Annotated in this window: 1 protein-coding gene; it reads right to left on the reverse strand. The window is 46.2% G+C overall.

The features are described 5' to 3' along the window. On the reverse strand, positions 1–16,932 hold a 16,932-nt coding region (locus H509_RS26020; protein WP_211234360.1), incomplete at its 3' end, for a non-ribosomal peptide synthase/polyketide synthase. Positions 16,933–18,033 lie beyond the last annotated feature (1,101 nt).

Consider the following 18,033-nt stretch of genomic DNA (forward strand, 5'->3'; position numbering starts at 1 on the left):
CGCCATCACGCCGACGATTTGGTCTGGCACCACGCCTATTTTCCGCAGCGTCCGAGCTAGGCGATTCGCTTGTTCATTCAGCGCTTGATAAGTTAGCGACGCTTCCTCGAACATCACCGCGACGGCATCCGGAGTTTGCGCTGTCTGTTCTTCAAACATCCGATGTATCGTCTGATGCTGCGGGTAATCAGCCGCCGTATCGTTAAACGAGTTCATCAGCTCCGCCTTCTCCTCAGCGGTCGCCAACTCTAGTTCACCTACGGCAATGCGTGGATTAGCTGTGACCTGTTCAAGCACATGCAGCAAATGGCTTTGCAACCGTTCCATACTTGCGGCTTCATAAACCTGACTGTTGTAATCAAACCGAACAATCAGGGTTTCACCAGGGACAATCATCAGATTGAAATCATAGTTGGTCTGCTCTGCAACCTGTACGTCTGTAATTGACAAGCTGTCTTTATCATCGTTTGCTTGTTCCATTCGCTCATCAACCGGATAATTTTCAAACACCATAATATGGTTAATAAGATCCTGCTTTTGCGTGCTTCTGGCTTGAATCTCATACAGCGGGTAATAGTCATATCGAGCAGACTCCAACGCTTGCTCTTGCAAATGCCGTATCACCTCAGCAAACACTGTACCTGCTTCGCAGCAAACACGAACTGGAATTGTGTTAATAAACAACCCAATCATCGATTCAATGCCAGCAATTTCTGCTGGTCTGCCCGATACAACACTTCCAAACACAACATCTTCTGTACCATTGTATTTTTGTAACAGGACGCCCCATGCCGCTTGTACAAGTGTATTTAAAGTAACTTGATGCTGCTTCGCCACACGCTGCATACGCGCGCTCAATTCGACGCTCAAGTTAGCAGTGGCATGCGCCAATACGTAAGGTACTCCGCTGCGATCCGTCGTGCTGCCGCGTGGTACAATTGTCTGCTGATCATAGCCAGCCAAGTAGTTATCCCAATATTGTGCTGCCGTTTCTGCATTTTGCTGCGCCAACCATTCAATATAGTGACTGTAAGGTGACAGATTACTTTCTGCGCTAGCTGCTGGACGATCTTGCTGTTTCAAGAAGCGCGAATAGGTGTCAAACAATTCTTCTGTCAACTGCGGCAGGCACCAGCCATCCATTAAAATGTGATGGGAGCTCCACAGTACATGAGATTTTGTAGCGCTTAATTGTACTAGCGTGACACGCACAAGTGCATCCTGCTCCAGATTAAAGCCACGCTGCTTATCACTAGCTACCATCTCTTCCATATGAAGCAATTGCTCGGCTGATGGCATTGCGCGCATATCCTTGTGTGTAAATTCAATCGTTCTGTCTCGATATACCACTTGTATAGGTTCTCCGTGCCAACTGTAGAAGTTTGTACGCAAGACAGAATGTCGAGCGGCCAGCGCTTGTAAACTATTGCTGAACACGTCCACGTCTAGCTCACCTTCAAGCGTAAATCGTGTCTGCTCAAAATAAGCACTTGCTTGGCCGTCTATGACACTGTGGAACCACATTCCTTTTTGCATTGGCGTCAACATGTACATATTTTCGATCTCGCCGATCTGTTTTGTATCATTGAGAATCTGCTCCATGTCCGCCATGCTCAGCCCTTGCAGCAGAACATCGCTAGGCGTCAATTCCACATGAGGTTGTGACAAACAATGGGTAATGATTTGCTGCAAACTCATTTGTAAATAGCGGGCCAGCCTTTCAATCGTCTCTTTGCGATATTCATGCTTGCTGTAGCTCAGATCAAAAGTAAGCACACCATTGGTAATCGCACCATTAATATCAAGTGAGTATGGACGAGCCTGCTTTCCACTTATTTGATGACCACTCGCATAAGAGGAAAGCTCGAACCCATTGTTTTGCAAATCCTGATCAAATTGTCCCAAATAGTTAAAGCTGACTTCAGGAGTAACACCCCATGTTATGCCTGCTTTATGATTCGAATCAGGTCCCGCTAAATATCGGCAAATGCCGTAACCGATCCCTTTATTCGGAATCTGACGCAAATCTTCCTTCACCTTTCGGATGTGATAGGATAGACTTCGATCTGACTCCAGTTCCAGCAGTACAGGATACTCGCTCGTAAACCAGCCAACAGTTCTCGAAACATCGATATCAGGTACGATCGGTTCGCGCCCATGACCTTCCAGATTAACTAACACACGTTCCAGCCCGCTCCATTGTCGAAGCGCCAAGCCCAACGCCGTCAGTAAAATGTCGTTCACATCCGTATTGTATGGCCGGTGAACCTGCTTTAATAGCTGCTCTGTCTCCAGTGAATTCCATTCTACGACCACGGATTCACTGTCCTCCTGTAAATGATGTTCAGCTTCAAAGTCTTTAGGAAGTGGAAGTGCGGCAGCAGCAGTGTGAACAAGCTGTTCCCAGTGAACACGTTCCTTGTTAAACGCCTCACTTGCTGCATATGAGACTAGCTGCTTGGACCAGACCAGATAGGAATCGGTCTTGGCTGGCAAACGAATCTCTTCACCTTTGCATGCTTGTTCATAGCCTTGTGCAATATCTTCCAACAGAATACGCCATGATACGCCGTCAATAACTGCATGGTGAATCGTAATGAACAAATGCTGCCCTTGCACGCAGCGGAACAATGCTGCCTTCACCAACGGCCCTGTCTCTAAATCCATACTTGCTTGAATCTCATTTGCTCGTGCTTCAATTGCTTGTTCCACATGAGCCTCACCTGTAACATCCTCCACAGTGAAACTGTACATCTCTCCTTCACTGACAGATCGATTCCATACGACGTATCCTTGCTCCGTCTTACGGAATACGAGACGTAAAGCATCATGATGCTCCACGAGCTGTACAAGTGACTTGCGCAGTGCAGCCTCATTAAATCCGTCTGCACGATACAGCATGATCGATTGGTTGTAATGATGCGGGTCAGCGAGTTCCAACTCAAAGTACCAGCGTTGAATCGGAGTCAGCTCTGCTTCCCCAGAAACCTCACCTTGATCAGCTATTCTGGCAAGCAATTGCAGATGAGGACTTAATTGTGCAATTGTCGGGAATTTGAATAAATCTCGTATTTCGAGCTTGTAACCCGCTTGATGCAATCGGGAGGACACTTGAATCGACTTGATAGAGTCACCGCCAAGTTCGAAGAAATGATCCATGATCCCGACACGTTCCGTATTTAATACCGTCTGCCACACGCTCGCCAATACTTGCTCGGCAGCCGTTCGAGGCGCGGCGTACTCCATACCGGAAAATACTCCGCCTTCTGGCGCCGGCAAACCTTTGCGATCGATCTTGCCATTAGGTGTCAACGGCATACGATCAAGCTGTACAAAATGTGCTGGAATCATATAGCCGGGAAGCTCTTGTCCCAATGCGTCCCTGAGCTCACCCGTCGACAGCACTTGACCAGATGTGTAATAGGCGCAGAGCATTTTACGGCCGTTCTCATCATCTCGGGCAACGACGACAGCTTCTCGCACCTCTGCCACACGCAGAAGATGCGTCTCCACTTCACCTATTTCAATACGATATCCACGAATTTTAACTTGATGATCCATCCGACCGATTAATTCCACGTTGCCGTCTGGCAGCCATTTCGCCAAATCACCAGTTCTGTACATACGCTCCCCTGGCCGGAATGGATCTTCCACAAACTTCTCAGCTGTAAGCTCTGGTCGGTTCAAGTAGCCACGTCCAACACTTGCTCCGCCGATGTACAATTCTCCCGTGAGGCCAAGTGGCAAAATAGCTTGCTTGGCATCCAGAATATACATTCTCACAGCAGGAAGTGGCTTGCCTATTGGCAGTGCTCGTAAGGAGACCGTTGATGGAGTCTCATAATAACAAGCATCAACACACGCTTCTGTAACCCCATAACTGTTGACGATCCGCATCTGCGCCCCAAACCGATCGAGCAGCGTCTGGAATTCCTGCGGCGGGCAAATATCTGAGCCTATAATCAACAGATTAAGACTACTAACATCTTGCTGGCGCTCATATACGTGCTCCATTAGCGGAATAACTAACGCAGGCGTTGACTCAAACATCTGAATCTGATGCTTGGCAATTAGCTCGCATATGTGAGCCGGATTTGCGCGTGCCTCTGTAGGACAAATGACAAGCTCACCACCATGTAGCAGTGCACGAGCCATATCACCAGAAAATACGTCAAATGAGTAGCTCGCCCATTGCAGCCATCGAATGCCTGGCTGCTGCAAGTCATATTCCTTCTTCCATGCACTCGACATCGCAACTAGCTGTCTGTGCTCGATCATGACTCCTTTTGGATTCCCTGTTGTGCCGGACGTATAAATGACATAACACAGATCCGTTGCCACATTTACCAGCTCCAGATTAGAGCTGTCATCGTCATAAAATTCAGGCTGATCGATCATAATCCAAGTGCCTGCATGCGATACTTTGTTCTTCAAATGGCTTTGGGTTAGGAGGATTTGAGCATTCGCATCCTCGAGCATATAGCGAATACGATCTTCAGGATATTCCGGATCGATTGGAACATACGCGCCGCCAGCCTTTAACACGGCTAACGTACCCACAATCATGTCAAGCGAACGATCCGCCATAATACCAACAAGCTGATCGGGACAGAGCCCTTCATGACGCAACAGCCTCGCCAGTCGATTCGTACGTTCATTTAACTCGCGATACGTGAGCTGCTCTTGCTCGTATACAACAGCCACCTGATCTGGCGTACGCGCTGCCTGTTGTTCAAACAAGTGATGAATGGTCTCTCCTGATGGATACGTAGCGGCTGTATCATAAAGCGACAAGACCGCTGCTTGTTCTTCTGCCGTCAGCATGCTGAGCTCATCCAGCTTCGACTCAGGATTAGCAAGGATGGCTCCGATTAATTGATCGAAGTGCTTCGCCATTCGTTCAATCGTGTCTGCATTAAATAAAGCAGTCGCATACTCCATGCTGCAATCCAAGCCATGCTCGTCTGACGATACGTCCAAACTAAGATCAAATTTGGATACTGTGTATTCCTGCGGATATGGTTTCATCCGCAGCTCGCCGAGCGAATAGTCCCTCGTATCCGTATTGTCCAAAGCAAACATCGTATCAAACAATGGATTGCGACTTAAATCCCGCGTCAGATCCAAGTTCTCTACTAATTGTTCAAACGGATAATTTTGATGCTCGTAAGCGCCTAACGTCATATCCCTGATCTCATTCAAATAGGAAAGGAACGTTTTCTGACGCTCTGGGTACGTACGCAGTGCTAACGTGTTTACGAACATCCCGATAAGGGGCTGGACATCCACGTGTGTTCTGCCTGCTATAGGAGTCCCCACCACAATATCTTCTTGACCCGTGTATTTGTGTAACAAGATGGTATAAGCAGCTAACAGCACCATATATAAGGTAGTTCCTGTTTGCGTGGCCATTTGCTGCAACCCTTGACTCCTATCTTGGTTAATCCGGAACGGATACGTCAGTCCGTCATACTTTTGCACACTTTGTCGTGCATAGTCTGTCGGTAATTCCAAAATAGGCAAATTGCCACGGAATACATGAAGCCAGTAAGCTTCTTGCTCTTTCATCTGATCTTGCTGCGAAGGGGATTGCTGCCAGACGGCATAATCCTTGTACTGTATTTTGAGTGGTGTAACGGCCTCATCTTTGTACAGTAAAGCGAACTCTTGCAGCACAATGCTCATGGAGACGCCATCTGAAATAATGTGGTGCATATCAAACAGCAGCACATGGCGCTCTGTTGTAAGTTCAATCAGTCCGAGTCGCAGCAACGGTGGCTTTTCCAGTTCAAACGTACGAATAAATTGTCGGGATAGCTGCTGCACTTGATCTTCGTTAGCTTGCATGTAGTCCACTTCAAACTTAACTTCATCATAGACCCGCTGATTTGGTTCACCGTGTACAAGTTCAAAGCCGGTACGCAAAATATCATGACGTGCAATCAGTTTGCGGAAGGCAGCAGCAAAGCGATCTCGATCAAGCGGTCCTTCAAGCAGCATAACACCAGGCATATTATAGCCTTGCTCTGCTCCCTCAAGTTGATGAAGAATATACAACCGTTTTTGAGCAGAAGAAACCGGATAATAAGGTTTCACTTCCGTAACTGGAATCGCAGCATAAGATGTTGCTTCCTCACTCAATTCCGCAATGGCTGCTGCCTGCGCCTCAATCGTAGGAAGGCGGAATACTTCGCGCAGCGGAAGATGAACATGCAGTCGCTCGTGAACTTTATTAATTAATGTTGTTGCACGTAGGGAATGGCCGCCCACTTCAAAGAAATTATCGTTTACGCCGACAGTTGCCAAGCCAAGCACCTCTTGCCAAATATCCGCAAGCTGTGCCTCCAGCGTCGAACGTGGTGCGATATATTGCGAGCCCGTGTTAATGCTTCCCTCAGGTGCAGGCAGCGCTTTACGATCTACCTTCCCATTTGAGGTGAGTGGCATGCGCTCCAACTGAACAAAATAGGCCGGAATCATATATGCAGGCAGTTCTTCTGCCAGTTCACTTCTGAGTTCGCCTACCGTGAGCAGTCGATCCGCTACAAAGTAAGCACACAATTGTTTGTCGCCGCCAACATCTTCTCTAGCAATTACGATTGTTTCGCGCACAGCGTCGAGCTTGGACAACTGCGCCTCCACTTCCCCAAGTTCGATCCGATAACCACGAATCTTCACCTGATGGTCGATTCGTCCCAAATACTCGATGTTGCCATCTGGCAGCCATCTGGCCAAGTCGCCCGTCTTATACATCTTCGCGCCTGGTTCCCACGGGTGGTCCACAAATCTGTCAGCTGTCAGCTCTGGACGATGCAAATATCCCCGTGCCAATCCATCCCCTGCTACATACATTTCACCAGCCACACCTATAGGCACACATTGACGACTTGCGTCAAGTACATAGATCTTTAATGTAGGAATCGGGAAGCCGATATTACTTTTAGCCTGTTCAATCTCCAGTTCGGTAATTTCTTTGTAGGTAACATGGACCGTTGTCTCCGTAATGCCATACATATTAATCAATTGCGTACGCGGATATTTCTGTCTCCAATCATGCAGCAACTGTGGACTTAACGCTTCGCCGCCAAAAATAACTTGTCGAATCCGCAGCTCTGGACTGCCATCTGCCAATACTTCTCGTAGCAATTGATAGAAATAGGTTGGCGTCTGATTTAGTATCGTAACTTGCTGCTCAGCAAGCAATTCCATAAATGCTGCTGGATTTTTAGCCGTAAGCTGCGGAACGATGATCAGTTTGCCTCCGTATAACAAAGCCCCATACATTTCCCAGACCGAGAAATCAAAGCAGAAGGAATGGAACAACGTCCACGTATCAGACGGGCCAAAGTCAAACAGATTTTTGCTGTTAAACAACAGCCGCACGACATTTTTATGCTCAATCAAAGTTCCTTTTGGCTTACCCGTCGTTCCCGATGTATAGATCACATAAGCGAGATCAGACGATTGGTTGACATTTGGAAGATTAGCAATGTCCGCAGTGGATGTTTCTTCATCCAAATAAATGATCGTACCGTTATACGTAACTTTGTCTCTTAAATGACGAGGCAATAACAGGATCGCTGTACCCGAGTCTTCAAGCATGTAGCTCACACGATCTTCCGGATAATCGAGATCAATAGGAACATAAGCTCCTCCCGCTTTTAGGATAGCAAGAAGCCCGATCAACATGCTTGAGGTGCGCTCTGCCATAATTCCAACCAAGGCGTCTGCCTGTACACCTTGTGCGCGCAGTTTCCATGCCAGGCGATTCGCCTGTTCGTTTAAAGCTCTGTAGGTTAACGTTGCATCTGGAGCTACTAACGCGATCGCATCTGGAGTACGCTCAACCTGCTCTTCAAACAAACGATGAATCGTATAGTCCCGTGGGTACTCCGCGTCAGTGTCGTTGAAGCTTTGGAGCAATTGTATCCTTTCTTGTGCTGTTACCATGTTTAGCTGATCTAATCGAGCAGTTGGCTGTAAGAGGACAGCATCTACGAGTTGACTGAAATGTTGGGACATACGTTCAATCGTATCTTGCTTGTACAACGCAGTCGCATACTCCATGCTGCATGCCAGCCCAGCTTTGCCTTCCTCCACTTGCAGCGTAAGATCAAACTTGGCGACGGGATGCTTTGTTAACTGCGGCGTCACACGCAGTCCATCAATGGCCCACTCGCCCTGCTCTGTATTTTGCAGGACAAAGACAGTATCAAACACCGGATTTCGACTAACATCACGTGTTACTTGAATGTTATCGACCAATTCTTCAAACGGATAGTCCTGATGTTCATATGCCTGTAACGTTGTCTGCTGAACTTCTGCTAAGTAAGACCTGAACGTCTTCTCGCCCGCCGGATAATTGCGGATCGCAAGTGTATTCACAAACATACCTATAAGTGGCTGCACATCATTATGCGTCCTTCCCGCAATCGGCATCCCTACGATAATATCTTCTTGACTCGTATATTTGTGCAGCATGACTGTATACAGCGCCATCAGAATCATGTATAAAGTTGTACCTGTTTCAGCTGCCAGCTGCTTTAATTGATCTCGTTTCTCCACACCAATTGTAAACTCGTAGGTGTCACCTTCGTAGCTGCGGAATGTCGGACGCGTAAAATCTGTAGACAATTGCAGGACAGGCAGTTCACCACTTAGCACTTCCTGCCAGTAAGCTCTTTGTCCGTCCAACTGCGACCGGACAGGGATAGACTGCTGCCATACCGCATAATCTTTATATTGAATACGCAGTGGTGCAAGCTCTTTTCCGCTGTACAAGGCCACAAACTCATCAAGCAAAATACCTATCGATGCGCCATCCGATATAATATGATGCATATCAAACAGCAGAAGATGTCGATCATGGGCCAGTTCAATTAAACCTACACGCAGCAGCGGCGGCGTATCCAGGGCAAACGTACGAATGAATTGGCGAATAATATGTTCGGCTTGCGCCTCTTCAACCTGCCAGTAATCCACCTCAAACGCAACGTGCTCATAAATTTTTTGCACAGGTTCCCCATCGATCATCTCGAAGCCTGTACGGAGTGTGTCGTGTCGTTGAATAAGTTTACGAAATGCAGCTGCAAGCTGCTCACGATCCAGTTTCCCGTCCATAGCCAGCACAGCAGGCATGTTGTAGCTTTGTTCTGCACCCTCCATTTGCTGCAAAATAAAGAGTCTCTTCTGCGCAGAGGATACAGGATACCAGTCCTGCGTTTCTGTCTGAGGAATTGAATTGTAATCCTGATGCTCCAGCGCACTAATATATTGGGCCATTTCTTCAATCGTTGCGTAGCGGAATACATCCCGCAGCGGCATCATCACCTTCATCTCTTGATGCAGCTTGCTCACTAGTGTAGTTGCCCGCAACGAATGTCCGCCAAGTTCAAAGAACGAATCTGTCATACCTATACGTTCTAGTCCAAGCACATCCTGCCATATCTGAGCTAGCTTAGCTTCTAGTGGCGAACGTGGCTGGATTTGCTCACTTGTAACAAGTCCCGCTTCTGGCAATGGCAAAGCTTTTCGATCTACTTTTCCATTTGGTGTAAGTGGCATTTCATCTATTTGCACAAAATGCGAGGGCACCATATAAGACGGCAAATGTTCAGATAAAGCGGCTTTCAGCTCGGCAGATGCCAGCTTGTCGTCTGCTGTGAAGTAAGCGCACAGCACTTTTTGCCCACTTGTATCCTCAACCGCCACCGCAATTGCTTCACGTACGGCCTCTACTTGCAGCAGATGGGTCAGAACTTCGCCCAACTCGATGCGGAAGCCTCTAATCTTAACTTGTTCATCGCTGCGGCCCATATATTCAATCGTGCCGTCAGAAAGCCATCTTGCTAGATCTCCTGTCCGGTACAATCTTTCCCCTTGCAAAAATGGTACTTCTACGAATTTATCCGCGGTCCATTCAGGTCGGTTTAAATAGCCACGCGCCAAACCATCTCCGCCTGTGTACAGTTCGCCAATTACCCCTGCTGGCAAAAGCTTGCCTGCCTCATCAAGCACATATACTTGAGTTCTGCCAATTGGACGTCCAATTGGAATGGAGGCACGCTCTACATCGGCAAGTGTAATATCGTGACAGCATGTAAAGGTCGTATTTTCCGTAGGCCCATACCCGTTAATTAGTCGTATTTCATTGTATAGCTCCAGTACCTTTCTTGCATGTTGCGAGGAGACTACGTCACCGCCTACCAATAACTGCTTAATTCCTTGCAGCCCCTCTAACTGATGCTCTACCATGACTTGGAACAACCCTGCTGTCAACCACAATATGGTTACGCCATGTGTCCGGATTGCTTCTGTCCAATCCGCGAGAGACAAATCACCCGCCGGTAGGATGGCAAGGGTCGCACCATTCAGCAGGCTCCCCCATATTTCGAAAGTAGCCGCATCAAACGAGATGGTAGAACCTTGTAAAAATACATCCGTCTCGTTAATATCTACATAAGTTGTAGCGCTGACAAGTCGCACTACCCCTCGGTGTGTGACACATACGCCTTTTGGTGTCCCCGTTGAACCAGACGTATAAACGATATAGGCCAGATCATCGCCCGTTACATCACTCGTTAAATGGAGCTGCGCTAAATACTCAGTCGCGGCTTCTACTTCTTGGTCGAGTAGTAGTACGTCGATATGTGTTGGCAAGCTGGCTTTAAGATGCGTCTGCGTCAGTAATACTTTAATAGCCGTATCCTCTATCATGGTGTTGATCCGCTCTTGTGGGTAAGCCGGATCGATTGGCACGTACGCCCCGCCTGCTTTGAGGATCGCAAGCAATCCGATCAGCATCTCAATGGAGCGTTCTGTGCATATCCCTACTAGCGATCCCGTAACTACTCCACAGCTCCTCAGACGGTGAGCCATTTGATTAGCCGCTGCGTTCAGTTCAGCATAAGAAATCTGCTTATCTCCAAACTTCGCTGCAATAGCAGCAGGCCTCTGTTCAACTCGTTCTTCAAAAAGCTGATGGATCGTTTTTTCCCGATCATAAGCAATAGCAGTGTCGTTAAACACGTTAATTATCTCTGCTTTTTCACTTGGTGTCACAAGCTCCAATTCACTGACCGTCACATGTGGGCTCGCTGAAATCTGCTCTAGCACATGTATGAAATGTCCTTTTAGCAACTCCATCGCAGCACGGTCAAATGCGTGCTCATTATAATCAAGACGAATTGCAATATTGTCACCTGGTACGATGATCAGGTTGAGATCATAGTTGGTCTGCTCTGAAACCATCACATCCGTCAATTTAAGCCCTTTACCATCCAGACTTTCGAACTGCTCCATTTGCTCCATCGGGTAGTTTTCAAATACCATGATATGGTTGATCATATCTTGTTTGAGCGTACTTTGAGCCTGAATCTCATACAACGGGAAATAATCATGCTTTGCAGATGCTAGCGCCTGCTCTTGCAGTTTTGTCATCACAGTTGTAAATGGAGTGTTAGCCTCGCAGTTTACACGAACCGGAATCGTATTAATAAACAATCCGATCATTTCTTCTATTCCGGTCAGTTCAGCCGGCCGACCCGATACTACTCCACCAAACACAACATCCGTCGAACGGTTATACTTCTGTAAAAGAACGCCCCAAGCTGCTTGCAGCAGCGTATTTAACGTCACTTGATGCTGCGTTGCAGCTTGATTTACGGCTGTGCTCAAGTCTTTACCAAGTTGGCATACGACTTGTCCCGCTTTATATGTCTCCTTTTGACCATATGCTTTGGCTTGTGGTAATGCTACTGGCTCATCGTAGCCTGCTAAATAGTCGTTCCAATAGGCTGCTGCCGCAACTTCATTTTGCTGTTCCAACCACCGGATATACTGATTGTACGATGGAGCTGTGTTCAGTACAGGTTGCTTGTTCCACACGTATGCGGCGTAAGTGTCAAACACTTCTTTGGCCACAAGCGGCAAGCACCAGCCATCCATCAAAATATGATGAGAACTCCAGAGCACCTGATAAGTATGTTCTGCAGTTCGTAGAACCGTCACACGCATCAATTCGCCACATGCCAGATCAAAGCCGCGTGTTCTTTCTCTCCCAATCATGTTGTCGATATATTCTGTTTGTACCAATGGTCCCATCGCACGCAAATCTTCATACGTAAATCCAATCTGCTTCTTTTGAAAAACAACTTGTAAAGGTTCGCCATCGGAACCAAGTTGGAAGTTCGTACGTAATACGCTATGTCGAGCTGTAAGTGCATTCCAGCTGTCAGCAAAGGCACCGATGTTAAGTTCGCCTTGCAGCGTAAAGCGTGTCAACTCAAAATATGCTCCCACCTGCTCATTCAAAGCAGTATGGAACCACATCCCTTTTTGCATTGGCGTTAAGGAATAAATATCTTCAACTACTCCAATGTCTGTTGTCTGCTCGATCATACGCTCAAGCTCGTGTAAGCTAATATGCTGTAAGGTAATATCACTTGGCGTTAGTTCTGTCTCCTCTTTTGCAGTACAATGCGCAATTACTTCCTGTAGACTCTCATCAAACAGCGCGGCTAACCGATTTATAGTATCGCGGTTATATTGCGTAGAGCCGTAGCTAATATCAAACTTCAACACGCCATCGGCTATCATGCCGTTAATGTCTAGCAGGTACGGACGAGCTTGCTCACCGCTAATATCACGACCAGTGGAATACGTTGACATAGTCAACCCGTTTTGTTGAAAATCTTGGTCAAATTGGCCCAAATAGTTAAAGCTAATCTCTGGTGCCGTTATCCATTCCTCTTGCGGTACCGCATCTTGAGTCATGTAGCGGCAAATGCCATACCCAATACCATTGTTCGGAACATGTCTGAGGTTTTCTTTTATTTGTTTGATCCAGCTGCCAAGGGTTGTGTCGCGCTGCATGTCAAGCACGACGGGATATTCGCTTGTGAACCAACCAACTGTCCGAGTAATGTCTACGTTTGGCAAAATAGATTCACGACCATGTCCCTCTAAATTAACGAGAACACGCTCATGACCACTCCATCTGTGAAGTGCCAAGCCTAGTGCTGCCAATAACACATCATTCATCTGTGTATTATAAGCACGATGAACGTGTTTCAGGAGCTGCTCCGTATGTTCCTTGCTCCATGCAACGGTGACGGACTCGCTGTCGCGCTGCAAAGCGTGTGCCTCCAACGTATCTGTTGGTAGTGGCAGGACGTCCAATTGTGTAATATTTCTCCAGTATTGTTGCTCCTGTTGTAAATCTGTAGTGTCAGCGTACTTGACTAGCTGCTTGGACCAAGTGAGGAAAGAATCCGTCTTATCCGACAGACGAATGACCTCGCCCTGCAAAGCTTGTTCATATCCATCAGTAAGATCCTCCAGCAATATACGCCAGGATACACCATCAACGACTGCATGGTGAATGACAATCAACAAATGATCCCCATCCAAGCAATGAAATAATGCCCCGAGTACCAACGGCCCTGTCTCCAAATTGATACTGCTCTGTATTTCATCAACCTTTGCCGCAAGCATCTGTTCCAGATTCGCATCGCTTGTATAATCGACTACGTCCAACTTAAACAATTCGCCTTCTTGGAGGCTGCGATTCCAGGCTGTGTAGCCCCCTTCTGCTTGACGTCGGAACACCATGCGAAGTGCATCGTGATGCTCGACTAGCTTATGAAGTGACTTGCGTAATGCAGCTTCGTCGAATCCATTTTCCCGATACAACATGACGGATTGATTATAATGGTGCATATTTACAGCATTTTGTCCGAAATACCAACGCAAAATCGGCGTCAGCTCCACCGACCCGCTTACTTCACCCTGTTCCGCTCTTCTTATGATCAACTGCATATGTGGCGCTAATTGGGCAATCGTCGGATATTTGAATAAGTCGCGAATTTCAAGCTTATAGCCCGCTTGCTGCAAGCGCGAAGCGACCTGTATTGATTTAATGGAGTCGCCTCCAAGTGCAAAAAAATGATCCAACACGCTGACGCGCTGTGCACCAAGCACAGTTTGCCAAACATTAACTAGTGTGTGCTCAGCTTCAGTACGAGGCGCAACGTATTCCGATCCGGTTTGGGCCTCTCCTTCTGGTGCAGGCAAACCTTTACGATCCACTTTTCCATTTGGAGTAAGCGGCAAACGATCCATGCGCACAAAATACGAAGGAATCATATACGCGGGAAGATCTTCAGCCAGAGCTTCACGCAACTCATGTACAGTCAACTCTTGGTCTGTTACATAATAAGCACACAACTCCTTCGGACCTTCACGATCCTCACGTGCAACAACTACCGCTTCACGAATCTGCGCCTGTTTAAGCAATTGTGTTTCAATTTCTCCAATTTCAATCCGGTAGCCTCTAATTTTGACCTGATAGTCTATGCGGCCTAAATATTCAATGTTGCCATCAGGCAGCCATCTGGCCAGATCGCCAGTGCGGTACATCAACGATCCTGGATTAAACGGATCATTCACAAATTTCTCGCTTGTAAGATCCGGTTGATTCAAATAGCCGCGCCCGACTCCTGCTCCACCAATATAAAGCTCTCCAGCAAGACCTATCGGTTGCAAAGACTGATTGCCATCCAAAATATACATGGTGATGGCAGGCATCGGCTTACCAATTGGTAATACGGTTAACGCGTTCGCAGCAGTTTGTTCATAATAACAAGCATCCACGCACGCTTCGGTTACACCGTAGCTGTTTAGAATGCGCATTTGTGAGCCAAAACGCTCGTTCAGCTTACGAAACTCGCTTGTCGGACAATGATCCGAACCGATAATTAACAATTTCAGACTGCTGATGTCCACTTTGTTCTCATATACGTGTTCCATCAGCGGGATCACTAATGCCGGTGTTGATTCAAACAGTTGGATGTGATGTGTTCCAATTAATTCACAAAGTGCAGCAGGGTTTGCTCTCGCTTCATTCGGGCAGAGCACAAGCTGCCCGCCAAACAACAGGGTGCGAACCATATCACCAGTAAAAACATCAAATGAAAAGCTAGCCCATTGCAGCAATCTGAATCCCGCATCGTTTAAACGGTATTCCCGCTTCCAAGCGTTCGCCAAGGCAACTAACTGCTTGTGCTCAATCATTACTCCTTTTGGTTTACCAGTAGTTCCCGATGTATAAATGACATAAGACAAGTGATCGGAATCGTTTACAGACGCCAAATTGCTACTATCTTCAAGGTAGGCGCTTTCCTCGTCAATCCAAACCCAAGTCCCCGTAAACGTGACACGACTGTAGAGGTGACTTTGGCTGACCAACACACGGGCATTGGAATCGTCCAGCATGTACCGAATGCGTTCCTCTGGATATTCAGGATCGATCGGTACGTAAGCTCCGCCAGCCTTCAGAATGGCAAGTATGCCAACGATCATCTCCAAGGAACGGTCTGCCATAATACCGACAAGTTGCTGCGGTGTTACGCCTTGAGCCCGCAACGTTCGCGCCAGGCTATTCGCACGTGCATTTAACTCGCGATAAGTCAAATGCTGCTCCCCATATACGACCGCAATTTCGTCTGGCGTTTGTTCCACTTGCTCCTCAAACAGTTGATGTACCGTCTTGTCCCGCGGATATTCAGCAGTCGGCTCATTAAATTGCGTCAAAATGAGTTTGGATTCTTCCTCAGTAAGCATGGACAGTTGGCGTACAGTTTGCTGCGAATTGTGCATAACCTGCTTCACAATCGTTAACATCTGCTCCATAATCCGGATCATTTCTTGCTCTTCAAACAATTGAATGCGGTAATCAATGCTGATCATTAATTGCTGATCATCCAACATATCCTCAATATGTACGGCAAAGTCGTCTACCTCATGACCGCAGAAGCTGCTCCGCTGACGGACGGATAAATCGCCATAGCTTGTCCAGTGAATTGGCAAGTAATCTATAGAAATCCGATATAAATCCTGAATGTCGATGTTGTTGTACTGTTCGCGGAGATCGAGGATAAGTTTGTTATAAGGGTATTTTTGGTGACGAAGTATGGATTTCTGCTCTTTCGAAACCATATGTAGAAATGTGATCAAATCTTGATCGGGGTCGATGGACAATCGAGTGGCTACTGTACTGACAAACATACCAAGCGCATCTTTATCCTGCTTTGATGTTCGGTTCGCATAAGCTGTACCGATAGCAATGTCTTCGTTTCCTGATGTTTTGTAAAGAACAGCATATAACGCACCTAAAAATAAAGTAAACAAACTGATATTGTGCTGTTCAGTAAATTGTCTCAGTTGTTCGTAACGCTCTCCCGCCACAGAGATGTAACTACTCCGCTGTGCCTCTATTCCAATCGAGAAAGGTGGATACGGCTTTATTCCCATCATTTCTGGCATCGTGCGGAATTTATCGAGCCAAAATGCACGGTCTTTCTCATACCTTTCCGACTTCTCATACTGCTGTTCTGCAAATATATAATCCATATATGTGCTTTTCACATCATCTGGCAGGCTTTGATTGCTTGCTATTGCGGTGTAGTTTTGCATAATTTTGTTAGCTATAAGGTGAGAAGAGACACCGTCTGCAATAATATGATTGATCTTGAGGTTAAACCAATGTTCTTCGTTGTTAATGTTAAAAATGACGGTATGATATAATTTAGCATCAAAAATGCTAGTGGGAACAAGGTTAAATTGCTCTAGCCAAGCCTCAGCCTCAGCGGAATTGTCCCATTCCATATACTCAATTTCAGGAATAATCTCTTCTTCAGGCCTAAACCATTGCATAGGCTGGTTGTCTTCCGACTTGATTTGAATACGGAAAGCATCGTGCTGCTTAATAACCAAATAAACGGCTTGTTTTAACACTTCCAGGTTGACCTGGCCCCGTATGTATAACGTTCCGGCGACAGTAGAAGCAGACGTATTCGGATGCATCATTTCCATGTACCATATTCTGCGTTGTGCTTGCGTCAAAGGAAACAATCTGTTAGGATTCACGTTCACGTAGACTCTCCCCTAATAATGAAATATTCTGGCGTTTTTGAAACAACCAATTGAAAAATTTCAGGATGAGCTTGCAAACATCTCCGCAGAAAAGTAGGAGTTCGTTGCTGTATGAAGTTGGGAGACGTTTAAAAAGCGCCTGACAAAAGTGTCTGAATGAGTAACTGAGTAGAAACATAAGTGTGATGTGTTGTTAGATAGGTGTAATGTTTCTTGAGGAATTCACAAATAGCTGCGGCTGTGGAAAATGTCCATGTCCCTGACCCTAATGGGGCAATTGGTCAGAGACCCTATTAAATTCTTGTCGAGCGTTGCTTCTGGGAAGCCGTCTTGTTCACCTCCTTAACATAAATTAAATAAAATATGGTTAAGAATATAGACTCCAAGAATCGACATTCGATAAGCTTATAAATGATTCGATGTATGACGTATTATATACGTTAATCTAGGTATTTAACAATATGGTTTACTATAATTTATATTTAGGCGAATAACTTACTTATCGATTACAGACTAACACAAATGCGTGCGAAGTTCGACTATAAAATTATTCATAAATTTGTCGATATTGTACTTGCTTTTGTTCCGACATTGTGGTCATCACCTGATAACCTCTCTTGTTAAACGCTCCTGATTCTAAGCCTTTTTCGCCTAAAATTCATACAAAAGAGCTCCTTATTAAAGGACCTCAACCATGCCCGAACCACATGTCCCTTCCATTCTCAAAATAAGAAAAAAGTCTCATCATCACAAACAGAAAATAGGCTCTACATAGCCCTTTTTCTTAACATCGTGTACGATTGACGCTGTAAATACCCATACATCTTTCTGGTATTATTCACCTGTTTATAGGGTAACGCAGCTTCGCAGCCTTGTCCACCCCTAGTAGAAAAAATATAAATTAGTCCATTTAAGAATAGACAAATTCCGCTTCTACTTTTGCCTCTGGATTATGATCGTTTCCTTATGCGCCTAAACAAATATTCCCTTCAAACGTCAGCTCTCGGGATTTTATTAATGAGATTAACAAAATTAAGCGGTTCGACAAATTTACGAAATGTTATCCCTCACTTTTTAATATTAGGGTTATACTTATTGATT

The organism is Paenibacillus taiwanensis DSM 18679, assembly GCF_000425125.1.
Classification (GTDB): domain Bacteria; phylum Bacillota; class Bacilli; order Paenibacillales; family Paenibacillaceae; genus Paenibacillus_B; species Paenibacillus_B taiwanensis.